The organism is Glutamicibacter sp. PAEs-4 (assembly GCF_051161755.1).
Classification (GTDB): Bacteria; Actinomycetota; Actinomycetes; order Actinomycetales; family Micrococcaceae; genus Glutamicibacter; species Glutamicibacter nicotianae.
The window spans coordinates 609,463-632,995 of record NZ_CP195017.1 but is presented as its reverse complement, the minus strand read 5'-3'; the positions used below and the strand labels follow the sequence as shown (position 1 = coordinate 632,995).

Below are 23,533 nucleotides of genomic sequence, written 5' to 3'. Positions count from 1 at the left end.
TTAATAAGGGTAGATAGATCAATCCTAATTGACAGGAGCCCAAGTGCTTACTTCGGGAAGGTCGAGGGCCCTTCATATGCGCTGAGCCCTGCCCGTTCCTCGGGGCTCAGGCGCTGCACGCGCGAGGTCGCCGGGTCGAAATAGGCCAGGGTCGTGGCCGCTTTGACGCACAGGTGGTCTTCCACCGGGTCGCGGAATTCGTAGCAGATGTCGAAGCTCGCAGGCTTGATATTGGCAACCCACAGATCGACGTTGACCGGCACGTTGCGGTATTCCAGCGGACGGGAGTAGCGCACCCGATGCTCGACAACGAGGATCTGGGTTCCGACCGGCACCGCCGAGAAGATGTCGGCCTGCGGCTGGGCGCCTGGCGCCCCGGTGCCGCCGGGCACGCCGAAGCCGGCGATGCGCGCTTCTTCCATCAGCCGGATCAGGTTGACGTTATTGACATGGCCGTAGGCATCCATGTCGCCCCAGCGCATCGGCACCTGCACCCGCAGGGTGGTTCCATCCATGGCTAATCTTCCTTCAACAGGTTCGTGCTGTCGTTGCCCACGATCCCCAGCTTGGCCAGTTCCCGCAGGATGCGTGCTCCGTCCGGCTCGTAGACCCAGCGCACCCCGGGAGTGGTCCGGCGCAGTTCATGCGAGCGCCCGCCGGCCAGCACCGCTTCGGAAGGGGTCAGTTGGCGGATCACGATCGCCCGGACCAGTTCCGGGTAGCGGCGCGCGAACTCCGCATAGATGGCCGGATCATGCTGGCCGTCATCGCCAACGAGCACCCACGAAATATGCGGGAATTCCTCGGCCAGCCGGCGCAGCTGGTCGACCTTGTGCTGCATTCCGCTGCGGAACCAGGAACGGTCGGTCGGTCCCCAATCGGTCAGCAGCAGCGGCCCCTTGGGGAACAGGTTGCGCGACATGAAGCGCTGCAGGGTCTGCGCGACATTCCAGGCGCCGGTGGACAGGTAGATGGTCGGAGATCCCGGATGCTCATGCAACACCGTCTGGAGCATTACCGCCATCCCGGGGGTCGCCACGCGGGCATGCTCCGAGAGCACGAAGGAGTTCCAGGCCGCCAGCAGCGGTCGCGGCAGCGCGGTGACCACGACCGTGTCATCCACGTCGCTGATCACGCCAAACTTCTGCGCCTGGTCGATCACGAGAATCTTTGCCTGCGCGTCATCGCCGTCATGGGCCTGGAGGCGGATCTCGTTCCAGCCGGCAGGCAGGTCGACCATCAGCTTCACATCGATGACACCGCCGCGATCGGCCTGCACCTCGAAGCGGTGGTCGCCCACGTCGATGCTGACCTTGCCGCCGGGGAGGATCGGGGAAATGAAGTTGCGGAAGCCGCGAATGCCATCGGCAATCACCTGGGCCTTGTGCTGCCCGTCCTCGAAGGCGCCCGGCTTGGCCAGGACCACGCGGGCGAAGACTCGGATCCAGCCGCCGTTCGGTCCGGTGGAGCCATATCCCACATAGGGCAGGATGACCGCTTGATGGCCATTGGCCAGGGCGCGCCGCGCGCGCCACCGATGCACTCCGTCTTCAATTCGCGACGCTACATGCCGTGCATCGCCATCAGCCGAAATATGACTCATGGCTCCAGTCTTTCATGCCGACGCCCACGCAGGGGAAAACGAGAACTTGTGTCTCAGGCCCTTGCGCTTTTCTACAAAGAGTAGAAAACTGGTGCTATGAAATTCGAACACGAAATGAACAGTCCGGTCCTGGTCTTGGATGAGGACCAATCGTGGCAGCTGCTCTCGCACACCTCCCACGGACGCGTGGCGACCTCGGTTGCAGGGTTGATCGATATCGTCCCGGTGAACTACGGGGTGCACAACGGCAAATTGTTCCTGCGCACTGCGCCCGGAAACAAGCTGGCGGCCATGTCGATCAATGAAAAGATCGCCTTCGAAGCCGACGGCATCCTTTCCGATGAGGCGTGGTCGGTGGTCGTGCACGGCAGCGCCGAGGTGCTGGAGCATGAAGCGGATATCAAGGAGGCGCGCGAAAGCGGCGTCTCTCCATGGATCCCGACCCAGAAGGATTTCTGGATCCGGGTCAATGTCGATTCCATCTCCGGACGGCATTTCCAGCTGGGCGAGCAGCCAGAGGTCGCTGAATAGCTCCCCCGGAGAACCGCACGGAAAACGCCGCTGCCCACCCGATGCTGATCGGGCAGGCAGCGGCGTTTCCAGCCTGGGCCGTGCTCAGGAGTAAGGGTAGAACCCTTCCCCGCTCTTGCGCCCGAGCTTGCCGGCTGCAACTTTTTCGGTGATCAGCGGGTGCGGCTGATCGGCCGCATCGCCGGTTTCGGCGTAGGTCGCTTGGGCAATGAAATCGATGACGTCCAGGCCCACCATGTCCATCAGCTCGAACGGACCCATGGGGTGGCCCAGCGCGGTCTTCGCGGTGGTGTCGATATCCTCGATGCTGGCGATTCCAGCGTGCGCCAGGTTCAGCGCCTCGGCGTTGATCGCGCCCATCATGCGGTTGGCGATGAACCCTGGGATCTCCTTGTTCACCAGCACCGGGTTCTTTCCGAGCCGGTTGGCCACCTCGGTGACGGCCTCGATGGTGGCGTCGCTGGTCTGCGCATTGCGAACCACCTCGACACACTTCATCACCAATGCCGGATTGAAGAAATGCATATTGCACACCTGCTCCGGACGGCCGCTGGCCTCGGCCACCTTCGAGGACGGCAGCGTCGAGGAGTTCGTTGCAAGGATGGCGTGGGCCGGTGCATGCTCGCCGAGCTGCGCGAAGATCTGCTCCTTGATGTCCAAGCGCTCTACCGCGGCCTCGATGACCAGGTCCGCTGTGGACGCGCCCAGGACCAGATCGGTGTCCTGGCCCAGGCGTCCCAGCGCCGCATCGGCTGTGGCCTGATCCAGCTTGCCCTTGGCCACGCGCCCGGCAGCCCAGGATTCCAGTTCGGCACGGGCGGCGTCCAGCGCGTCGGCAGAGATGTCCTGCAGCACTGTGCTGTATCCGCCCAACGCGCAGCTCATCGCAATCTGCCGGCCCATGGTGCCGGCGCCAATCACCAAAATACGTTCAATCGTCATTGATCATTACTCTCTTTGCAGTCCCGCCCGGCACCCTTCAGCCGCGCAGGTAGGTCGTCGTGGTGTGCGTGTAGAACTCGCGAGCTGCCGCTCCCTGCTCTTTCGGTCCGTAGCCAGAAGCCTTCGCACCGCCGAAAGGCACATGCGGGTCGGCGCCTGCTGACTCCGAATTTACATGCAAAATTCCCACGTCGAGAGTTTGTTGCGCTTCCAGAGCCAGCGCGAGATTCGAGGTGAACAGCGCCAAGCTCAAGCCGAATTCCGAGTCTTCCGCGGCTTCGAAGGCTTCCTGCCACCCGTTGACCCGGAGCACCGCCAGGATCGGTGCGAAGAATTCTTCCTGCCATGCGCAATTGGCCCGCCCCGCTTCCCCGTCAGGGAGCTCCAGGATGGTCGGGGCCAGGAAGCTGCCAGTGTCCGGGGCCTGCCCGCGATAATTCAGTGTCGCGCCCTGTTCCAGCGATCGTTCGATCCCCTGGGCTGCCGAGGTGGCCGACTTGGCATCCACCAGCGGACCCATGTGCACCGACGGATCCAGTGGATCCCCGGTCACCCACTGCGCGAGCCGCCCGGTGAGCTTGGCCAGGAACTCATCGGCAATGGCCTGATCGAGGATCAACCGGCTGGTGGCCGTGCACTTCTGCCCGGTGGAGCGGAACGCCCCGAAGAGCACCTGCTCGCTGGCCAGGTCCAGGTCGGCGTCGGCCAGCACCACCGATGCGTTCTTGCCGCCCATTTCCGCCTGCACCGGAATCCCGCGCGCTGCCCCCGCGGCGCAGAGCTTGCGGCCCACCCCGGTGGATCCGGTGAAGGTCAGCCCGTCCAGCTGCTCATTGGCGATGAAGGCATCGCCCAGCGCTCCGGGTCCGATGACCAGGTTGAGTACGCCGGCGGGCAGCCCTCCATGTTCCAGGGCCTGCACCAGGCGCATGGCCAGCAGCGGCACCAGGCTGGCCGGCTTGAACACCACGGTGTTGCCGAAGACCAGCGCCGGGGCGATCTTCCACGCAGGAATCCCGATGGGGAAGTTGAAGGGCGTGATCACCCCGATCACCCCCAGCGGCTTATGCGTCACCAGGATCTGCTCCCCGGCGCGCGGGGATTGGAAGACGGTGCCGGCAGCGCGTTCGGATTCGCTGGAATAGTAGGTGAGGATCTGCGCTGCGCGCAGCACTTCGCCAATGCCTTCGGCCCGGGTCTTGCCCTCCTCGGCGGCCAGTTCCGCGCCGAAGTCCTCGGCATGCTCCGTCAGGTAGCCGGCGGCCTTGGCCAAGATCGCCCCGCGGGCTGCCATCGGGGTGGCGGCCCAGGACTTCTGCGCCGTGCGGGCGGCATCAAAGGCGGCCGCCACCTGGCCCGTGCTGGCTGCGGTGCCCTCGGCGAGGATGCTGGATTGGTCTGCGGCGGCCGTCGAGCCGATGCGCCCGCCGTCTCCGGGAACCCAGGCACCGTTGATGCAGTGCTCCAGGGTGGCAACTGTTGTCGAAAGTTCCATTGGTTTCTTTCCCGTCTACTGTGGCTTCGCGGCTTAGCGGAAGGCCGGCACGCCGGTGAGCTTGTTGCCCAGGATCAGGGTGTGCACCTCGTCGGTGCCCTCGTAGGTGCGCACCGACTCCAGGTTGTTGGCGTGGCGCAGCGGCGAGTAGTCCAGGGTGATGCCGTTGCCGCCCAGGATGGTGCGGGCTTCACGGCAGATCGCGATGGCTTCGCGGCAGTTGTTCAGCTTGCCGACCGAGATCATGTGCAGATCCAGGTTCCCGGCGTCCTTCAACCGGCCGATGTGCAGGGCGAGCAGGAAGCCCTTGTTGATTTCCAGGGCCATGTCCACCAGCTTCTGCTGGGTCATCTGGTATCCGGCCAGCGGCTTGTCGAACTGCAGGCGTTCCTGCGAGTAGGCCAAGGCGGCCTCGAAAGCGTCGCGGGCGGCGCCCATGGAACCCCACAGGATGCCGTAGCGGGCTTCGTTTAGGCAGGAGAAAGGCCCCTTCAGTCCCTTGACCTCGGGCAATACCGCAGTTCCTGGCAGGCGCACATCAACCATGTCGATGTCGCACTGGATCGAGGCGCGCATGGACAGCTTCTGCTCGATTGGCGTGGCGGTGAAGCCAGGGGTGCTGGTGGGAACGACGAATCCGCGGATGCCCTCATCGGTCTGCGCCCAGATCACTGCCACCTGGGCCACGTTGGCCAGGCCGATCCAGCGCTTGGAGCCGTTGATCACCCAGTCATCGCCGTCGCGGCGGGCGAAGGTCTTCATGCTCGATGGGTCCGAGCCTGCGGTGGGTTCGGTCAGCCCGAAGCAGCCGATCGCTTCGCCGGCGGCCATCTTCGGCAGCCATTCTTGCTTCTGCTCCTCGGAGCCGTGCTTGTAGATGGCGCTCATGGCCAGCGAGCCCTGGACCGAAACGAAGGTGCGCAGCCCCGAATCGCCGGCTTCCAGCTCGGCGCCGGCGATGCCGTATTCCACGGCCGAGCGGCCGGCGCAGCCGTAGCCTTGAAGGTGCATGCCCAGCAGGCCCAGCTTGGCCAGCTCCGGAACGATTTCCAGCGGGAAGACCGCGTCGTTGTACCACTTGGCGATATTCGGCTTGATGTTCTCGTTGACGAAACCGCGCACGGTGTCTCGCAGCGCCAATTCCTCGGACGAGAGCAGGGAGTCGAAGTTGATCAGGTCCGCTGGGTCCAGCAGGCGTTCGATGGTGGTCATGGTGTATCTCCTTGAAAGTTCTTGCGATTAGCTGTTGGCGAAGGTGCCAAGACGTTCCTGGTGCTCCCCGTGGGCCGGCGGGATGCTGCGGTATTGGGCTCCGGTGCGCGAGAGCCCGATGGGGCTGGCGATCTGCTCGGTCACCTCTCCGGTGGCCGGATCGGTGATCAGCGCGACCGGATTCAGGCCGAGCTCCTTGGCGAAGTCGATGGCCTCGGCGATGGAGTTGACCTTGCCGGCGGGGACTCCCGCGGCCATCAGCGCTGCCGCCCAGTGCGCGGCCGTGGCCGATGCGGTGGCCGCTTCGATGATGGCCTTCAGTTCGGTCCGGTGGGCCACGCGTGCGCTGTTGCTGCCAAAGCGCGGATCGTGGATTAGTTCCGGCTGGCCCAGGTGCTGGGCCAGGGCGGCGAACTGGCGGTCGTTGCCTACCGCGATCGCCACGACGCCATCGCTGGCTGCGAAGGTTTCATAGGGGGCGATGCTCGGGTGCGCGTTGCCCATGCGTGCCGGGGATTTTCCGGTGGCCAGCGTGCTGCTGGACTGGTTGGTCAGCCCGGCCAGCAGCGAGCCGAGCAGGTTGATGCTCACCCGCTGGCCGATGCCGCTGGAATCGCGTTCGCGCAAGGCCAGCAGGATCCCGGCCACCGCATTCTGCGCGGCCAGGACATCCACCAGGGCCACGCCCACCTTGCTCGGCGGCCCCGACGGTTCGCCGGTGATGCTCATCAACCCGCCCACTGCCTGCACCAGCAGGTCGAAGCCGGGCAGTGCCGCACCCTGCTTTTCGCCGAATCCCGAGATGGAGCAATAGACCAGTGCCGGATTCAGTTCGCGCAGGCTCTCGTAGTCCAAGCCGAATTTTGCCAAGACACCGGGACGGAAATTCTCCACCAGCACGTCTGCCTCGCGGATCAATTCGCGCAGGGCGTGCAGCTGTGCCGTGTCCGCAAAGTCGGCGACTACTGCCTGCTTATTGCGGTTCACCGACCAGTAGTAGGTGCTGATGCCCTGGGCGTTGACCGGCGGCTTCCAGCTGCGGGTCTCATCCCCGGCAGCGCTTTCCACCTTGAGGACGTCGGCTCCGAAGTCCGCCAACGTCATGGAGCATAGCGGTCCGGCCAGGATGCGCGAGAGGTCGATGACCTTGATCCCTTCGAGCGGTTGGCTCATTCGCTTCCACACCTTCAATCCACAAAATTATAAGTTACATGTTGCATGCAACTCTATGTCGCGCAGATCACCTTGGCAAGGTTTTCAGATAATTCATTGCCCTCTAGCGGCCTATGGGGCTCCAGCTGGTGCCGAACGCTCAGGCTTGATGCTAGGAAATCAAAGCGTCCAACCGCTCCAAGAACGGTTGTGCGTCCAGTCCCTCGGTCCGCGAGCAGACGGACTTAATCAGCATCTGCGCGGTGCGCATGACGTGATCGCGAACCGCCGTGGCGGCGGCATCCGGATCCTTGGCAAGAATCGCTGCCATGATTTCCTCGCGGTCCCCGGCAAGATCCTGGCTGGACCGAGCGAAAGGCACCGTGGTCTGCCCGTGGGCCAGGACCAGGTTGCGCAACTCCCCCACCACGTTGTCGAGCTTCGCGTTGCCAGCCAGCCCCAGCAGGTAGAGGTGGAATTCCTTGTCCGCTTCCAGCGTTGCCCGGCCATCACCGGTTTCACCGATCTCGAGCATGCGTTGGTGCAGCGACTTCAGCTGCTTGATGTCATCCTCCGTCGCATTCCGCACGCCACGTGAGGCAGCAGCAGGCTCAATGGCCAGCCGCAGCTGGAAGACTTCGACAATCTCGTCCAGGGAAATCTGGTTGACGCGCACCCCGCGGTTTTTCGCCACGGTCACGATGCCCTCTTTTTCCAGCAGCTGCAGGGCCTCGCGCACCGGAGTCCGCGAGACGCCCAGCTTTTCCGAGATGCCGATGGCTGAGTAGTGCTCCCCCGGAGCCATCTCGCCGGCAACGATGGCAGCGCGGATCATCGTGGACACCTGCTCGGTCAGGGACGCCTTCTGCTGGATCGGTTGCATGCTACTCATGGTTTGAAGCTTATCCTGATTCGCCTCCGCGACAACGCCACGCCCGCTAGATCGTCTTGCGCAGCGGCACTTCCTTGATGAGCACGATGCATACGAAGGCGATAACTGCCACGGCTGCCGAAACGGTGAAGACGATACCTGTCGCCTCGCCATAGGCGGCTTCGACCACCAGCCGCAACGCATCGGGCATCCCCGAAAGATTCAGCGAATCCTCGGTGGCCGGTGCCGCGGAAAGCTGCCCCTTGGCCGCCAAGGATTCGGTGATGAGGTCAGCCACATTGCGGGACAGCAGCGCGCCGAGCACCGCGACGCCTGCCGAGCCGCCAACTGAACGGAAGAACGCCACCGAAGAGCTCGCCGCACCGATATCGGTGACTTTCACTGTGTTCTGCACCGAGAGCACCAGGTTCTGCAGCATGAACCCCATGCCCACGCCGTTCAGGAACATGCCGCAGGCCAAGATCCAGTATTCGGTATCGTGGTGCATCGTTCCCAACAGGCCGAGGCCGGCGATATTGAGGATTGAACCGATCAGCAGGTAGATTTTCCACCGGCCGAAGCGGGTGATCATCTGTCCCGAGAAGACCGATCCGAAGTAGTTGCCGGCGATCATCGGCAGGGTCATCAGCCCGGCCATGGTGGGCGTGGCTTCGCGGGCAATCTGGAAGTACTGGCCGATGAAGGCGCCGGTGCCGAACATTCCCACGCCGATCGAGATCGAGGCGAGGATCGCCAGCGACGTGGTCCGGGTGCAAATGATCTTCAGTGGAATGATCGGTTCGGGAACCCGCGATTCCACGAGCAGCAGTGCGAGGGCCAGCAAGATGACCGTCGAGACCATGGTGTAGGTCTGCCACGAATTCCAGCCGAAGTAATCATCCTTGCCCACATAGGACACCCAGATCAGCAGGATGGAGACGGAGGTGGTCAGCAGGATGGCGCCCACCCAGTCGATATGCACCGGGCGCTTCACGTGCTTCAGGTGCAGGGTCCGGTGGATCAGGATCATCGAGAGCAAACTGATCGGAATGCCGAAGAAGAAGCACCAGCGCCAGCCAAGCGGCGAGTCCACGATGAATCCACCCAGCAGCGGGCCTGCCGCGGTGGAGACAGCCATGACCGCGCCGAAGTATCCCGAATAGCGTCCGCGCTCGCGTGGCGGAATGACCGTGCCGATGACCGCCATGCCCATGGCCGTCAGCCCGCCCATGCCGATGCCCTGGATGACCCTGGCGAACAGCAGCACTGGGATCGACCAGGCAAGCCCGGCCAGCAGCGAGCCGAGCACGAACACCAGGATGCCCGCTTGCAGCAGCTTCTTCTTGTCGAAGAGATCTGCCATCTTGCCCCAGATGGGGGTGGTGGCGGCATTGGCCAGCAGCGTGGTGCTCAAGACCCAGTTGAAGTCGGTTTGCGAGCCGCCCAGGACATCCATGATGGTCGGCAGGGCAATGGACACGATGGTCGCCGCGAGCATCGCGGCGAAGAAGGATGCCAAGACTCCAGCTATGGATTTGAGCACCTCGCGCTGGTCCATCTGCGGCTGGTCCGCGGCCACCTCGGTGAGGTCGGTAGGACGGTCTTTTTCCGGCATGCTCTTATCCAAGGTCGGTATTTTCTGCGTTGTTTCCGGTGGTGTTTTGCTCGGTGCCGAACTGATCGGTGCGCTGGGATTGGATACCGCGGATCATCGTATCGTTCAACTCGCCCAAAGCGTGGGCAACACTGGCCATGCGGGAGCTGTCCCAGTCGGGAAGGACCTGGCGCATGCGCTCCAGGCGTAATCGGTCGCGGAATTCAAGCCGCTCGCACCCCGCCTCGGTCACCCAAAGCACATGGCGGCGGGCATCGATTTGGCTGGGCCGCCTGTCAACCAGGCCCGACTGCTCCAGTTCCGCCAGGTGCCGGCTCATTGCCGCAGTGCCGATGCCGAGGACCTGGGCAAGGTCGGCAGCATGCGTGGGTTCACGGGATTTCAGCGTCTTGAGCACATGATGGGAGGCGTTGGAAACCTCGGGATCCGTCTGGTCCATATGCGAGAACACGCGTAGGATCCTGGAACTGCGCGCCAGCTCGTCGAGCAGGCTCTTGAGCTCTGAATCCGAATGGCTGTCTGGAGACTTGACCACGATCTATTGGCTGCCTATCTATTGTCTTTCCACCACAGTAAGTTTGAATAGTTGCTTTAGTCAACGTTTTGGCGTTCCGTGCCGGCGGTAAGCTGGACTTCGTGAATGATCAGCGAGTCCAAGCCCGCACCAACAACGCCGAAGAACTGCGCCTTGCAGCGCTTGAAGCAGCTCGCCAGTCCGCCGAACTGCTGCGCGCTTCCTTCCGCGGCACCGTGCACGCCGAACACAAAACCAACACGCATGATCTGGTCACCGACATCGACCGGCGCAGCCAGCGGATCATCACCGACGCGCTGCTCTCGGCCTGCCCCGGTTCCTGGGTGCTCGGCGAAGAGCGGATCTCCGGCGAGTACGGCCAGCAGGCTCCCGGCAAGGTGCAGTGGATCGTTGATCCGATTGACGGCACCAGCAATTTCGTCCACGGCGTGGCATTCTTCTGCATCTCGATCGCCGCCGCCATCGATGGCCAACTGCTTGCCGCCGCAATCCTCGATCCGATCTCCGGCGATGAATTCAGTGCCAATTCGGATACCGCATTCCTCAATGGACAAGTCCTTGAGCCCGGTGCCCGTCCCGAGCAGTCCCGCGCCAACCTGATGACCGATTACCCGGGAGCGGAATCCATGCTCAAGGACGGAGATCTGTCGCTGAAGCTTCTGGGCCAGTGGATCCAGGACTTCGCCACGGTGCGGCGCAAGGTCTGCGCCGCGTTGTCCCTGGCCCATGTGGCCGCAGGCTGGTGCGATGCCGTGATCGGTTTCGATACCAAGGTGTGGGATGTGGCCGCCGGCGCGCATCTGGTGCGCATGGCCAAGGGCACGTTCCGCGGCCTGTCCTACGGGCAACCTGGGCTGGCCGACCACCACTGCCCCGGATTCATCGCCCAGGGGCCAGGTGCCGACTATCCCTCACTGGCCTCCGCTGCCGAGCAAATCCACCAGCTGCGCACCGACCGCTGAGCCAACAAAGCAGACAATATCGAAGTTATTGGCCCCACCCCTCGGCTTTGGCCGGTTTCGGACGTACCATGGCGGCATGGCACCACTAATTAACCGGACCGCACACTCCGCCGTGCGGCACCATGGTGGCGGAGGGGTGATCCTGGGAGGCATCGGAGCAATTCTGCTTTTCGCTACCTTCGCAGTGATGTTGGCAGCCCAGTCCCTGGACTGGGAGCCACTGCTCATCGGCATTTGCCTGGGCATCTCGACAGTGCTTTTCGGCGTGGTATTCCACTTCACCCACTGACCTGCACCGTTTCACCATCCATCAATCACCACGGCCCCGGACCCACCGCTCGTGAGAGCAGCGGATCCGAGGCCGTCGACGTGTCCGGATGCCTTTACAGGTGCGTGGGCGCGAACATCTTCAGCAAGGTGCGGACCACAATGACGTTCGGCCCGTCCGCCTCCAGCGCCTCGGCGAGCGCGGCACCGATGCCTTCCGGTTCCACCGCCCGGGCGGGGATGCCGAAGGACTGGGCCAGCGCGACGAAGTCGGGCCGCGCCAGTTCGGTGGCTGTGGCCTTGCCGAAGGCTCCCTCCATGTACTCGCGCAGGATGCCGTAGCCGCCATCATCGACGATCAGCCAGGTGACCGGTGCATGGTGCTGCTTGGCGGTGGCCAGCTCGGCGATGGAGTACATCGATGAGCCGTCTCCGCTGACCGCCAGCACGCGCTGCTTCGAGCCGATGGCTCCGCCGATCGCGGCGGGGAAACCGAAGCCGAGGCCGCCGGCGCCCTGCGCGGAATGGAATTCGCCGTCCTTGGCGTCCCAGCAGCTCCACCCCCAGTAGGCGGCAATGGTCATGTCCCAGAAGGTCTGCATCCCTGCCGGGACGGCGGCCCGGATATCGGCCATGAACTTCCGCTCCTTGCCCAGGTCCTGGGCATCCAGGCGGGCCTGCACCTTCTCCAGGGTCTCGGCCACCACCTGCTGCGGGGTGTTCCCATGCCACGAGGCCTGGGCGGTGAAGCCGGTCTTGCGCATTTCCCCATCGAGGAATTTCAGGGCCTCGCGGGCATCGGCTCGGATGCCCAGGGCGGGGGTGTTGGATTCGAGCACGCGCGGCTCGGCGTCGATCTGGATCATCTTGCCGCGCGGTTCCAGGGTGAAGTAGTTGCTCGTGACCTCGCCCAGGGATGACCCGATGACCACCAGCACGTCGGCCTCTTCCATGACCTCCGAGACGTAGCGGTCCTCGACCCACGACTGCAAGGAGAGCTCGTGCTCCCAGGGGAAAGCGCCGTTGCCGCCGGGGCTGCACAGCACCGGGGCCTGCAGCTTTTCGGCCACGGCCAGCAGCTCGGCCTGCGCGCCGGCCCGGCGCACGCCGCCGCCGGCGATGATGGCCGGGCGCTTCGCCTCGGCCAGCCGGCGCATGGCTTCGCCGATCAGCTCTTCGCGCGGCGGATGCTCGTAGGCTTCGGCCAGGGCGTCCTGCACCGGCGGCACCATCACCGGCGCGAGCAGCACGTCCTGCGGCACCTCGACCCAGACCGGCCCCATGGGCACGGTGATGGCCCGGGCCCAGGCGTCCTGGATGGCCGAGGGGATGCCGGAGGCATGGTGCACGGTCTGCTGGAACTTGGTGACATTGGCGGCCGAGGCCTTCTGGTCATCGAGCTGGTGCAGCATGCCCTTGCGGCGGGCGCCCAGCCCGTCCAGCGGGATCTGGCTGGCGACCACGACCATCGGCACACCGGTGGCGTAGGCTTCCTGCAGCCCGGCCAGGGAAGTCAGCGCCCCGGGGCCGGTGGAGAGGAACAGCACGCCCACTTCCCCGGTGGCCCGGGAGTAGCCGTCGGCGGCGAAGGCGGAGTTGTTCTCGACGCGCGAGGAGATGAATTCCAGGCTGGAGCGCGAGAGCGCGTCGAACAGTCCCAGGGCGTGCTGCCCGGGGATCCCGAACACGGTCTTGGCGCCAAGTGCGGTGAGGGTCTCGATGACCAGGTCGCCGCCGTTGCGTTGCGGTTGCTCGCTCATGAGGCATTCATTCCCTTGCTGGCGCGGAAGTCGCTGATCAGGCTGATCAGGTCGTAGGTGACGTGGCTGGCGGCCACGCCGGTCAGTTCCGCATGGTCGTAGGCGGGGGCCACTTCCACGATGTCGGCGCCGACGATGTTCAGCCAGCGCAGCCCGCGCAGGATTTCAAGCAGCTCGCGGCTGGTGATGCCGCCGGCTTCCGGGGTGCCGGTGCCCGGGGCGTGCGCCGGGTCCAGCACGTCGATGTCCACCGAGATGTACAGCGGGCGGTTGCCGATGCGGTCCCGCAGCTTGTCCACGATTTCGCCCACGCCCTGGTAGTAGACATCCGAGCTGGTCACGATGCCGAAGCCGAAGCGCTTGTCGTCTTCCAGGTCCTTCTTGCCGTACAGCGGGCCGCGGGTGCCCACGTGGCAGATCGCCTCGGTATCCAGGATGCCTTCCTCGACGGCACGGCGGAACGGGGTGCCGTGGGTGTATTCGGCGCCGAAGTAGGTGTCCCAGGTATCCAGGTGCGCGTCGAAGTGCAGCATCGCCACCGGTGCTCCGGCGCGCTGGGAGGCGGCGCGCAGCAGCGGCAGCGCGATGGTATGGTCGCCGCCCACGGTGACCAGGGTAGAGCCGTCGCTGGTCAGCTCCAGCGCGTTGTGCTCGATGGTCTCGATGGCCTCGTTGATGTTGAACGGGTTGACCGCCATGTCCCCGGCGTCAGCCACCTGGCTCTGCGCAAAGGGCGAGGTGTCGGTGGCCGGGTTGTAGGGGCGGATCAGGCGCGAGGATTCGCGCACGTGGTTGGCGCCGAAGCGGGCGCCGGGACGGTAGGACACACCGGTATCGAAAGGCACGCCAACGATCTTGATGTCGGCCCGCTCCACCTGGTCCAGGCGCGGCAGCCGGGCGTAGGTGCCGCCCCCTGCATAGCGGGGAATCTCCGCGGCATTGATCGGTCCCAGCCGGCCATTTTCCTCGATGCGGATTTCCTTCATCGCAACTTCCTCCCCAGACGCACGAGGACCACAGCCCAAGTTGTCTAATATGAAACTTCAGTTTTCCATTATGCTATTTTGTCTGCTAGGTCACGTCAAGATCCAACGACAGGGCCAGGCAGAATGCGGGCATAAAAGGGCGCAAGCCGCAGTCCGGGAAAGGACTGCGGCTTGCGCTGGGATTCCAGGGAGGAGAAGTGAGAAGATCAGCTGGCAGCGCTGCGGATCTGCTGGGCAAGCACCACCAATCCATCGCGCAGCAGTTCTTCGCCGATCACCAGCGGCGGCAGCAGGCGCAGCACGTTGCCGTGCGTGCCGCAGGTCAAGGTCAGCACCCCGGCGCCATGGCAGGCCTTGGACACTGCGGCGGCCACATCAGGGCGCGGCGCCAAGCTGCCCGCGTCGGCGAACTCGATAGCCAGCATGGCTCCGCGGCCGCGCACTTCGGCCACCACCGAGGTCTGCCGCACCAGCGGTTCAAGGATTTCGCGTGCTACCCGCTCAATGAGCTGGGCATTTTCCAGCAGCGCCCCGTCCTCGAACTGCTCGAAGACTGCCAGCGCCGCTTCGCAGGCCAGCGGGTTTCCGGCATAGGTGCCGCCCAGGCCTCCGGCGTGCGGGGCATTCATCAGCTCCTTGCGGCCGGTCACCGCAGACAGCGGCACTCCGTTGGCCAGCGCCTTGGCCGTGAGGATCAGATCGCCTGCCACGCCCTCGTGCTCCGAGGCAAAGAGCTTTCCGGTGCGCCCCATGCCGGCCTGGATCTCGTCGATGACCAGCACAATGCCGTGCTTGTCAGCCAGCTTGCGCAGGCCCGGGATGAATCCGGCCATCGGAACCACGAAACCTCCTTCGCCCTGGATCGGCTCGATGACCATCGCGGCGAAGGTCTGCGGGCCGTGCTCCACCAAGGTCTGCTCGACCGAGGCCAAGACCGCCTCGACGGTGGCCGCGCCGGCGGCGGGACGCAACGGGTTCGCCGAAGCGGCGCGCACAATATGCTCGGGCATCGGGCCGAAGTTCAGCTTGTACGGATTGACCTTGGCGGTCATGCCCATGGTCAGCAGCGAACGGCCATGGTAGGCCTCGTCGAAGACCAGCACGTTGGCCCGCCCGGTGGCGGCACGGGCAATCTTAACCGCGTTCTCCACGGCCTCGGCCCCGGTGGAGAACAGCGCCGTGCGCTTCTCGAAGTCGCCGGGGGTGTGCTGGTTCAACCAGCTGCACACCTGGGTGAAGGATTCGTATTCCGTGACCATGAAGCAGGTATGGGTGAAGTCCTCCAGTTGCTTGGCCACTCGTTCGGCCACACGGCGGTTGGAAGCACCCAGTGACGTCACGGCAATTCCCGAAGCGAAGTCGATCAGGCGATTGCCATCGACGTCTTCGATGATCCCGCCATCGGCCCGGTTGACGAAGACCGGCAGGGTGATGCCAAAGCCGCTGCTGACCTGCTGCACCCGCTGCTCGTGGAGCACAGCTGAGCGGGGGCCGGGAATGCTGGTGGCAAGATGGCGGGTCTGGGGCAGGGCTGGCGCGTCGATGGCGGCAAGGGTTTCAGTCATGGCTCAAGCCTAGAAATCCGCGTGACACGCGTCATTGGCCATTGCATCCAAACTTGGCATCTTTCTTGGATAATTTACCCAATGATTACCCTTTTGCAGCTCGGCACGGAATTGGGTGCCGAATTCCTCCCCGCTACTGCCGGAACCTTCCGGGCCCTGCCGGTCAGCGGGGTGCATGTCTCCGAGCTGGAGGATCCCACCGCCTACTTGGATGGCGGCGAGCTGCTGCTGACCACCGGCATGCCATTCGCCGCCAGCGCCGAAGCTTCCCGCGCCTACATGCGCCGGCTGCAGGCCAAGAAGGTATTCGCTTTGGGACTGGGACTCGGTCCCTGGCTGCGCGCCGTGCCCGAGCATGTCGTCGAGGCCTGCGACCAGGCCGGCATTGAGCTGGGCATCGTCCCCGATCAAATCCCATTCCAGAATATTTCACGGGCTTACTGGCGCCTGGCCTCACGCGACCAGGAGTCGAACCTGATGGGCTCGTTGGGCACCCAGACTGCGCTGGCGCGGGCCGCGGTCCGTCCGGATGCCATCAATGCCGTAGTGCGCGGCTTGGCCGAAGCCCTGAAAGGCTGGGCCGCCTACCTCTCGGTCGATGCCCGCCCGGCGACCTGCTACCCGGCGTCAGCCGAAGCATTCCTGGACGAGCTCCGCCATGAATCCATGCGTTTCCGGCGCAACGGCATGCCCGCTGCGTCCACGTTCGAGGTCCAGGGCCACGAAGTGGTGCTCTACCCTATCCTTTCCGGGACCAGGATCCAGGGATATCTCGGCGTATCCGCAGGCCGCAAGCCGACCAAGGCCGACCGGCAGATCATCATGACCGCGTGCACGCTGCTGTCCCTGCGCGCCAGGCAGCGGGAATTGGCCGCCAGCACGCATCAGGCGCTCAGCGCGGCCACCGCCAAATTGCTGCTGCATGGCCAACCCGAGGCGGCGCGCCTGGTCGGGGAAGACGCCGGGTTGGACAGTTTGCCTTCCCGCGTGCGGATCCTGGTGTACCGGGCAGGAGCCAATACCGATGCCGCGACCGCACTGCATGCGTTGCCTTCGCTCCAGCGTCCAGCGGCGTTGCCCGATATCTCCGCCGCGGTCGAAGAATGCCAGCTCCACTACCAGGATGGCTCCGAAAATTATCTGGTCCTCCCCGAACCAGCGGAACATCCCGGCACAGACGCGCCGCTGGCGCGGCCGGCCGGCAGCACCACGGAACCGATGGCGCGCGAACCATTCGATTCCCCGGCCCCCGAGGTCCGGGCGGTGCTCTCCCACCCGCTGAACCTGGCCGAGATCTCCGCCAATCTCCCTGCCCTGCGCCACGCGCTGGATGCTGTCCCGGTGGGGACCATGGCCCCCAGCTCCCCGGGCTTCGATGCCAGCGCGGAAACCTGGGTCACAGCTCTCGCCGAATACCCGCGCGCCGATCTGCTTTCCGCGGTCACCTCCTATCTGCGCCATCGCGGGCATTGGGAGGAAGCCTCCCGCGAACTGGGCATCCACCGCAATTCCCTGCGCCACCGCATCAGCGTGGCGCAGGATGTGCTTGGCATCGACCTTGATGACCCGGATGCCGCCGCCTCGCTATGGCTGGCACTTCGCCGGACGCAGAAATAAGCATGCCGCGGGATCTGGCAGTACCAGATCCCGCGGCGCGCTTCGGGTGCAGCGGACCTCAGCCCTTGAGCCGCGTTGAGCTTGGGTTCGGCGCAACGGCGCGGCGCCCCGCCACTGCATCCGGCCCGGTGGCACCGAGCTTGGCCTGCTGGCGGATGCTCAGCTTCTGCAGCAGCTCGTCTTCGGCGAATTCGCCCGGGGCGACCCCGCGGGGAACCCGTAGCAGGAAGCCCGTGCCCAGCACCCACCATGCAGCGAAGAGCAGCCACGGCTGCCAGGCGATGGCCGCCGGCATTCCCGGAAGGTACAGCGAGATCAGCCCGGCGCAGAACACCACCGACAGCACGCCGATTACCTTGCCGCCGTTGCCCGCGCCGCCCACGCGCAGCGGGCGCGGCATCTGCGGTTCGCGCTGGCGCAGGATCAGGAAGGCCACGCCCACGAGCAGGTAGGCAATCACGATCGATGGCGAGCCGGAATCCACCAGCCAGCCGAGCATGGCGGAGCCGAAGAATGGAGCCAGCACCGACAGCCCGCCAATGAAGAGCAGCGCGTGGCTCGGGGTGCGGTACTTCGGATGCAGGTAGGCGAACCAGCGCGGCAGCATTCCCGAGCTGGCCATCGCGTACATCAGCCGCGACGCACCCATCAGCAGGGAATTCCACGACGTGAGGATCCCGGCGATGCCGCCGGCGATCAGCACCTTGGCCATGATCCCGGAATTGAACAGCGCCCCCATCGCGTCAGCCGTGGCCAGCTCGGATCCGGCGAGTGCGGAAGCGCCCATTCCCGAGGAGGTGGCCAGGATGATCCCCACGTACCAGGCGGTGGCGATGAGCACCGAAACCACCACGTACTTGCCGATTTTCCGCGGGGCGATGTCGCATTCCTCGGCGGATTGCGGGATCACGTCGAAGCCGACGAACATGAACGGCACCACGATCATCACGCCGAAGAAGCCGGCAACCCCGTTCTCGAAGAACGGTTCCATGTTCGTGCTCTGGCCGCCGCTGAATGCACCGGCAAGCAGCATGGCGCCGATGACAAAGAGGAAGATCACCACGAAGGTCTGCACCACACCGGCGGTCTTGATGCCGCGGATGTTGATCCAGGTGATCGCCACCGCCCCGGCTACACCGACCAGAGCCCAGGTCAGGTAGACCTCGGAACCGGCGATTTCCCATAATTTGATGTGCGAAAGATCCGGGAAGAGGTAGAGCACGGATTTGGGCAGGGCCACTGCTTCGAAAGCCACGATCGTGATATAGCCACCGACGATCGCCCACGAACCGGCAAAGGACCAGCGGGCGCCCATGGCGCGCAGCAGATAGTTGTGCTCGCCTCCAGCTTTCGGCATGGCGGCAACCAATTCGGCGTAGGTCAGGCCCACGACCGCCATGATCGCGCCGCCGACCAGCATGGCCAGCGCGGCTCCTATCGGACCGGCGGTGGTGATCCAGTCGCCGGTAAGCACGACCCAGCCAAAGCCGATCATCGCGCCAACACCTATGGCCAAGGCGTCCCAGCGGCCCAGGACCTTCTTGAGTCTTGGTTCTGCGGAGTGGTTCTTTGCGGTGTTTCCTGCCATGGCATTCCCTCCTGGAAAGATGATCAGGATCACACTATGCGCAAACACGCCACAACGTATTGGATGTTTTGACTACATTTCAGGCCATTTCATCCAAACCGGGAGCTCAGGCCGCCTCAGAGCCCTTCTTGCTGGCATTCACCAGCGCCCGATCGACCTCATGGATGCCCAATGCGAAGCCCGCGGACATCACCAATGACTTGATGGTCAACTCGGAAAGGTCATCGGCCACGTACACCAGCTGGATCGGGCCGGCCAGGATGAGCAGGATGGCGGTCCACAGCGCATAGGTCCAGGAGGTGCGCGCCTGCGCCATCTGCGGGAAACGGGCACGCCGGCGAATTGTCCGCACGCCGATGGTCACGATGACAACAGCGAGAATCACGGCGCCGAGGAAGAAGAAATTGCGCTGGGTGCGGATCCAGGTCAAGGTGGTGCCGACAAGAACGCCGAAAAGCACCGAAGCCCACCAGCTGATGCTGCGCAGCTGGTCCTGCGTCGCGGTTGGTTCGCCTGTCTTCACGCCTCTCCCATCGCCAATTGTTCCGAGCGCCCGGAACAACGCATCGTTCCTAGAATACGCGGTTGCCCACCCCGCCAGCGAACGCGCAGCCGCATCGCGCCGAGCGTGCCGCCGCAGCGGGCGCAGGGGTTGGGCTCAGGAGAGGATCAGCGTCCAGGTCACCACGGCCGGCTCATCGGAAGGGTTCTGCCAGCTATGCGGCTCGCGGCCCGGGAAGGTTACGGTGTCGCCCGCCTCAAGCTCCAATCGCTGGTCGGGCAGGATCAGGATGAATTCTCCGGCGATCACGTGCAGCACTTCCAGCTCGCAATCCATCGAATACAGTTCCGCTTCGCCAGTGCCCCTCGGCGCAATCTCGGCGCGGATCATCTGCAGCCGCTTTTCGCTGCGCGGGGTCACCAGCTGCTCGGTGATCCCGTCGCCGCCCAGTGAAACCCGCGGCGCCTGGTCCAGGCGCACCAGTTTCGTTTCCGGGACTTCGAAAAGCGTGCCGACCTCGATGCCCAGCACCTCGCACAGGCGCAGCAGCGTCGCCACCGAGGGGCTGGTCAGGTCGCGTTCCACACGCGAGAGAAAGCCCTTGGTCAGCCCGGAGAGCTCTGCGACCTGGTCAATGGTCATGCGCTGGGTCTGCCGCACCCCGCGCAGCCGCGCACCGATGTTGATCGCAGCACCGGTTGGTTCAACTGGCAAGGTTTTCATCGTTTGGCTCCATCAACGTCGTGTCCGGCAGCGGCATCCGCGGCGGCTTCACCGCCTGCGGGGCAAGTTTACCAATGGTAAACACGCGGTGTCCCCTACCGCGGGCCGGCCGCGATCATTAGACTCTGTCCATGGACAGCACCAAGGACAGGCTCTGCGGGTATCTGGGCGAGGCACGCGAGAATGCGATCTTCAAGGCCGAGGGCCTGGCCGAGCAGCTGGCCCGCACCCCGCTCACCCCTACCGGCACCCATATCCTGGGCGTGCTGCACCATCTGGTGATCAACGAATACGAGTATTTCGGCACCTGCCTGCAGCGCGAGGCCAACGACGCCTATGTCCGCGAGTTCATCTCGCCTCATGATCCCGACGCTGATTTCCTTCCGCCCGCGGACATGGACGGGCAGCAGCTGATCGGCCTGTACCGCAAGGCCATCGCCTTCGCGGACGAAGGCATCGCCGCCTTGGCCCTGGATTCTGCAGTGCACGTCCCGTGGTGGGGGCCGGCCGGGCATACCACCTTGGATCATCTGCTCATCCATGCCTTGGCCGAGACCTCCCGGCATGCAGGGCAGCTGGATATCATCCGCGAGCAGCTCGACGGCCGTGCCGGCTGGACCGCGACGCTGGATTTGCTGCCCGGCTACACCACGGCGCAGTGGGCTGAACACCGCCAGAAGCTGCAGCAGCTGGCCGATTCCCTGGCCCCGGAGAACTGACCGGAAGTCATATTACGCAGTACGGCTTCATCTGGCGCCGCATGCGGCGGTACGCTCGGAATTGTTGCTTCACGAGACGCGGCGCCAAGCTCCGACTGGCCGCGCACCAACCCCAAGTTCATGGGTGGTTCGGATGAAGAAGCGGTCCGCGCATCAACTGGTGCACGGGCAAGAGCTCGCCAGAGAGTTGATATCCATGGCTGTCCCGATTCTTCCCATCATCGACCGCCAGACCGGCCAGGTGCAGTTCACCGCCGAGGGCCGCTGGTGCACCCGCTACGTTGCGGACCCGCTCCAGCTCGAACGCCTCATCGCGCGCTGCTCCCGCCGTCCGGCCTTCGACCCGGACACCTCAGAATTGCTGCTGGTGGTGCCGGCGGCCGGGAATCCGGCCGGCAGGCGCCATGCATTTAGCCTTGCCAAATTCCCAAGTTCAGGGGCGCTGGCTAAAGTGGAAAGCTGAGCCGATCCACGGGTTTCCATGGGAAACCCCACGTTCCAGGAGAGCCTTTTCGAGATGCCACAGCACCCAGTCGCCGAACCAACCAAAGCGCAGATCCAGCGATGGCGCAAGTATCTCGCCGATGAAGTCGCCGAGGGCGCCATCTACCGCGCCCTGGCGGAAAAGAAGTCCGGGCAGGAACGGCAAATCCTGCTGGGCCTGGCCGAAGCCGAAGCGCGCCACGAATCCCACTGGCGCACCATGCTCGGCGAGCATGCCAAGGAAGTCCGACCGTCGCTGCGCCGCACCATGCTGCGCTTCCTCGCCCTGCACTTCGGGTCGGTGTTCGTGCTGGCCATGGCCCAGCGCTCCGAGAGCAGCTCCCCCTACCGCAATGACAAGGACGCCACGGCTCAGATGGCTGCCGACGAGCAGGTCCACGAGGAAGTCGTCCGGGCCCTGGCCACGGCAGGACGCGCACGGCTGTCGGGCAACTTCCGCGCCGCGGTCTTCGGCGCCAACGACGGGCTGGTATCCAACCTGGCATTGATCATGGGCATCGGCGCCACCGGCGTTTCTTCGGCCTTCGTGCTGTTCTCCGGCATTGCCGGCTTGCTGGCCGGAGCGCTGTCCATGGCGGCCGGCGAATACGTTTCGGTGCGTTCCCAGCGCGAGCTGCTGACCGCCTCGCGGCCCACCCAGGTCACACTGACCGCAGCCCCGAACCTGGATCTGGACGCCAACGAGCTGGTGCTGATCTACAAGGCCCGCGGCATGAGCGACGAGGACGCCGAGCACCGGGCCGCCGAACGCATGGGCCTGTTCACCTGCGACTGCAACCCTGATTTCTCGCTGAACCCGGAAGGCCGCGGCGAGGAGCTCGAGAAGGAGCACCAGGAGCTGGGCTCGGCCACCGGGGCGGCCACCACCTCATTCCTGCTCTTCGCTTCCGGCGCGGTGGTGCCGATCCTGCCCTACATCTTCGGCCTCTCCGGGCTGGCCGCGATCATCGTGTCGGTGGCGCTGGTGGGCATCGCCCTGATGATCACCGGCGGCATCGTGGGCCTGCTCTCCGGAGCCTCCCCATTCAAGCGCGGCTTGCGCCAGCTGGCCATCGGCTGGGGCGCGGCGGCCGTCACCTACTGCCTGGGCCTGATCTTCGACGTCAGCGTCAGCTAATACTCCGCTTGGCATCGAAAATGCCGGGACAGCTTCGGCTGTCCCGGCATTTTCGATGCCCCGGACTAGTTGTCCTTTGCCGGCCGGGTCCGACGGCGCAGGGTTTCCATGGACTGGATGAACGCCAGCGCTTCCTCGGCGGTGTCCACCAGGGCGATCTTCTGCTCCATCACGCGTTCCTTGGCCAGTGCCTGGAGCAGCGGCCACGCGGGCAGATCCCGGCTCCAGTAGTCGCGGCCGACCAGCACCATCGGCACCACGCGGGCACCGGTGGCATAGTAGTTCTCGCAGGCATCCTGGAAGATTTCCTGGACCGTGCCGGCAGCCCCGGGCAGCACGACCAGCCCGCCGTTGGACTGCTCCAGCAGGATCGCCTCGCGAATGGAATTGGTGAAGAACTTGGCGATCCGGGTGGCAAACAGGTTCGGCGGCTCATGGCCGTAGAACCAGGTCGGCACGCCCAGCGACTGCCGCTTGCTGGGGAAACGCTCCTTCACCATCAGGGCGGTTCTCGCCCAGCCGGTGCGCTGGTGGATCGCATCTGGCGCTTCGGCGAGCATCTGCAAGGCCGTCGCGATGTCATCTGCCCCATAGTCGGCCAGCCACGCACCGGCATTGGCCGCTTCCATGGCTCCTGGCCCTCCCCCGGTGGCCACCGCGTAGCCAGCACGGGTAATCATGCGCCCGAGCTCCAAGGCCTGCGCGTACTGCGTGGTGCCCCGGTTCATCGCATGCCCGCCCATCACCCCGATGATCGGAGTGTCCTTGAACGTACCCTCATACACCTCCGAGACCAGCGCATGGCCAATGTGGTGATCGTGCAGGGTCCGGGCCAGCGCACTGTGATCGCTGTCGGCATTCGCCGCCGCATGCTGCTGGGAGTACGCATATATTTTGGCATCGGGCACCTGCTGGTAGGTCTGCGTCCAGATCCCCGAGTACAGCTCTTCTGCCGTGTACAAGCCGCGGGCTCCGGTCTCGAACGGCAGCTGCGCCCCCGAGCTCATGCACAGCCCGCCCGTCGCCTGAACGATCTGCTGGCCTTGGGCGGAAAACTGGCAATCGATAAACAGCGCTTCGGAAAGATCCAGCGATTTCAGCACGGTATCCCGTTCGCGCAGATCCACGCGGTGCACGCGCCAGCCTTTTCCGTGGGCATGGTGGGAAACCAGCGCTTCAGCGGCGAGGCGGTCGAATTCGACGAGCGAGGTGATGTTCACTGCTCGGGCTGGAAGGTAGGGCCACACGTGGGACATGCGTCAACGCT

General features: G+C 64.8%; 23 protein-coding genes and 1 riboswitch. Of the genes, 7 read left to right on the top strand and 16 right to left on the bottom strand.

All coding sequences use genetic code 11. From position 1 onward, the window contains the following. Positions 1–47 precede the first annotated feature (47 nt). Together ACR9WD_RS03025 and ACR9WD_RS03020 are read right to left on the bottom strand one after the other, a co-directional pair. Positions 48–515, bottom strand: coding sequence for an acyl-CoA thioesterase (locus tag ACR9WD_RS03025; protein WP_038990009.1), 468 nt, complete (start codon positions 513–515; stop codon positions 48–50). 2 nt (positions 516–517) lie between these two features. Further along, the gene (locus tag ACR9WD_RS03020) at positions 518–1,603 is read right to left on the bottom strand and encodes an App1 family protein (protein ID WP_073706513.1); all 1,086 of its coding nucleotides are present in this window, start codon (positions 1,601–1,603) and stop codon (positions 518–520) included. A 96-nt stretch (positions 1,604–1,699) separates the two neighbouring features. Here ACR9WD_RS03020 and ACR9WD_RS03015 point away from each other — a divergent pair, with 96 nt between their 5' ends. Continuing rightward, a complete protein-coding gene (locus tag ACR9WD_RS03015) occupies positions 1,700–2,134 on the top strand; it encodes a pyridoxamine 5'-phosphate oxidase family protein (RefSeq protein ID WP_038990011.1) in 435 nt (144 codons plus the stop codon). 84 nt (positions 2,135–2,218) lie between these two features. Here ACR9WD_RS03015 and ACR9WD_RS03010 read toward each other — a convergent pair whose 3' ends face one another. From ACR9WD_RS03010 to ACR9WD_RS02980, 7 genes are all read right to left on the bottom strand, one after another. Further along, positions 2,219–3,076, bottom strand: a complete 858-nt coding sequence (locus ACR9WD_RS03010) for a 3-hydroxyacyl-CoA dehydrogenase family protein (RefSeq protein WP_285675522.1) — start codon at positions 3,074–3,076, stop codon at positions 2,219–2,221. Positions 3,077–3,113: 37 nt separating this feature from the next. Further along, positions 3,114–4,571 carry an aldehyde dehydrogenase family protein gene (locus ACR9WD_RS03005; RefSeq protein WP_434922669.1) on the bottom strand — a complete coding sequence of 486 codons (1,458 nt, stop codon included), beginning with the start codon at positions 4,569–4,571 and terminating at the stop codon, positions 3,114–3,116. A 33-nt stretch (positions 4,572–4,604) separates the two neighbouring features. Continuing rightward, positions 4,605–5,783 (bottom strand): acyl-CoA dehydrogenase family protein, encoded by a 1,179-nt coding sequence (locus tag ACR9WD_RS03000; RefSeq protein WP_434922668.1) that lies wholly within the window; start codon positions 5,781–5,783, stop codon positions 4,605–4,607. A 27-nt stretch (positions 5,784–5,810) separates the two neighbouring features. Continuing rightward, complete coding sequence (locus ACR9WD_RS02995) at positions 5,811–6,956, bottom strand: CaiB/BaiF CoA transferase family protein (RefSeq protein WP_434922667.1); 1,146 nt, start codon at positions 6,954–6,956, stop codon at positions 5,811–5,813. Between the two features lie 151 nt (positions 6,957–7,107). Continuing rightward, positions 7,108–7,827, bottom strand: a complete 720-nt coding sequence (locus ACR9WD_RS02990; protein ID WP_158024664.1) for a GntR family transcriptional regulator — start codon at positions 7,825–7,827, stop codon at positions 7,108–7,110. A 46-nt stretch (positions 7,828–7,873) separates the two neighbouring features. Then, entirely contained in the window at positions 7,874–9,421 is a 1,548-nt protein-coding gene (locus ACR9WD_RS02985; RefSeq protein ID WP_038990016.1) for an MFS transporter, read from the bottom strand. Positions 9,422–9,425: 4 nt separating this feature from the next. Beyond that, the gene (locus ACR9WD_RS02980; RefSeq protein ID WP_149596359.1) at positions 9,426–9,956 is read right to left on the bottom strand and encodes a MarR family winged helix-turn-helix transcriptional regulator; all 531 of its coding nucleotides are present in this window, start codon (positions 9,954–9,956) and stop codon (positions 9,426–9,428) included. A gap of 101 nt (positions 9,957–10,057) precedes the next feature. Here ACR9WD_RS02980 and ACR9WD_RS02975 point away from each other — a divergent pair, with 101 nt between their 5' ends. Next, entirely contained in the window at positions 10,058–10,918 is an 861-nt protein-coding gene (locus ACR9WD_RS02975; RefSeq protein WP_121867752.1) for an inositol monophosphatase family protein, read from the top strand. A gap of 76 nt (positions 10,919–10,994) precedes the next feature. After that, positions 10,995–11,207, top strand: a complete 213-nt coding sequence (locus ACR9WD_RS02970; protein ID WP_143181038.1) for a hypothetical protein — start codon at positions 10,995–10,997, stop codon at positions 11,205–11,207. Between the two features lie 94 nt (positions 11,208–11,301). On the opposite strand, the gene ACR9WD_RS02965 is transcribed toward ACR9WD_RS02970, so the two are convergent. The 3 genes from ACR9WD_RS02965 to ACR9WD_RS02955 form a co-directional block, all read right to left on the bottom strand. Continuing rightward, positions 11,302–12,945 (bottom strand): thiamine pyrophosphate-binding protein, encoded by a 1,644-nt coding sequence (locus ACR9WD_RS02965; RefSeq protein ID WP_434922666.1) that lies wholly within the window; start codon positions 12,943–12,945, stop codon positions 11,302–11,304. Further along, positions 12,942–13,931 carry an agmatinase gene (gene speB, locus ACR9WD_RS02960; protein ID WP_434922665.1) on the bottom strand — a complete coding sequence of 330 codons (990 nt, stop codon included), beginning with the start codon at positions 13,929–13,931 and terminating at the stop codon, positions 12,942–12,944. Before speB ends, ACR9WD_RS02965 begins: the two co-directional genes overlap by 4 nt. A 206-nt stretch (positions 13,932–14,137) precedes the next feature. Continuing rightward, entirely contained in the window at positions 14,138–15,496 is a 1,359-nt protein-coding gene (locus ACR9WD_RS02955; protein WP_190264583.1) for an aminotransferase class III-fold pyridoxal phosphate-dependent enzyme, read from the bottom strand. Between the two features lie 81 nt (positions 15,497–15,577). Between ACR9WD_RS02955 and ACR9WD_RS02950 the strand changes: the two genes are divergently transcribed. Then, entirely contained in the window at positions 15,578–17,113 is a 1,536-nt protein-coding gene (locus ACR9WD_RS02950) for a PucR family transcriptional regulator (protein ID WP_434922664.1), read from the top strand. Positions 17,114–17,171: 58 nt separating this feature from the next. Here the strand turns inward: ACR9WD_RS02950 and ACR9WD_RS02945 are convergent, their stop codons facing one another. The 3 genes from ACR9WD_RS02945 to ACR9WD_RS02935 all read right to left on the bottom strand — a co-directional run bounded on the left by ACR9WD_RS02945 (position 17,172) and on the right by ACR9WD_RS02935 (position 19,926). After that, on the bottom strand, positions 17,172–18,701 hold the full coding sequence (locus tag ACR9WD_RS02945; protein WP_434922663.1) for an APC family permease: 1,530 nt from the start codon (positions 18,699–18,701) through the stop codon (positions 17,172–17,174). A 106-nt stretch (positions 18,702–18,807) separates the two neighbouring features. Beyond that, positions 18,808–19,224 carry a hypothetical protein gene (locus ACR9WD_RS02940; RefSeq protein WP_073706503.1) on the bottom strand — a complete coding sequence of 139 codons (417 nt, stop codon included), beginning with the start codon at positions 19,222–19,224 and terminating at the stop codon, positions 18,808–18,810. A 135-nt stretch (positions 19,225–19,359) separates the two neighbouring features. Further along, positions 19,360–19,926 carry a cupin domain-containing protein gene (locus ACR9WD_RS02935; protein WP_413455607.1) on the bottom strand — a complete coding sequence of 189 codons (567 nt, stop codon included), beginning with the start codon at positions 19,924–19,926 and terminating at the stop codon, positions 19,360–19,362. A 131-nt stretch (positions 19,927–20,057) separates the two neighbouring features. Between ACR9WD_RS02935 and ACR9WD_RS02930 the strand changes: the two genes are divergently transcribed. The 3 genes from ACR9WD_RS02930 to ACR9WD_RS02920 all read left to right on the top strand — a co-directional run bounded on the left by ACR9WD_RS02930 (position 20,058) and on the right by ACR9WD_RS02920 (position 22,266). Continuing rightward, a complete protein-coding gene (locus tag ACR9WD_RS02930) occupies positions 20,058–20,645 on the top strand; it encodes a DinB family protein (RefSeq protein WP_073706502.1) in 588 nt (195 codons plus the stop codon). Between the two features lie 67 nt (positions 20,646–20,712). Then, positions 20,713–20,826: riboswitch (SAM riboswitch) on the top strand. Positions 20,827–20,841: 15 nt separating this feature from the next. Next, entirely contained in the window at positions 20,842–21,108 is a 267-nt protein-coding gene (locus ACR9WD_RS02925; RefSeq protein WP_434922662.1) for a hypothetical protein, read from the top strand. A 54-nt stretch (positions 21,109–21,162) separates the two neighbouring features. Beyond that, the gene (locus ACR9WD_RS02920; RefSeq protein WP_434922661.1) at positions 21,163–22,266 is read left to right on the top strand and encodes a VIT1/CCC1 transporter family protein; all 1,104 of its coding nucleotides are present in this window, start codon (positions 21,163–21,165) and stop codon (positions 22,264–22,266) included. A 65-nt stretch (positions 22,267–22,331) separates the two neighbouring features. Here the strand turns inward: ACR9WD_RS02920 and ACR9WD_RS02915 are convergent, their stop codons facing one another. Continuing rightward, positions 22,332–23,522 carry an LOG family protein gene (locus tag ACR9WD_RS02915; RefSeq protein ID WP_434922660.1) on the bottom strand — a complete coding sequence of 397 codons (1,191 nt, stop codon included), beginning with the start codon at positions 23,520–23,522 and terminating at the stop codon, positions 22,332–22,334. Between the last annotated feature and the right edge of the window lie 11 nt (positions 23,523–23,533).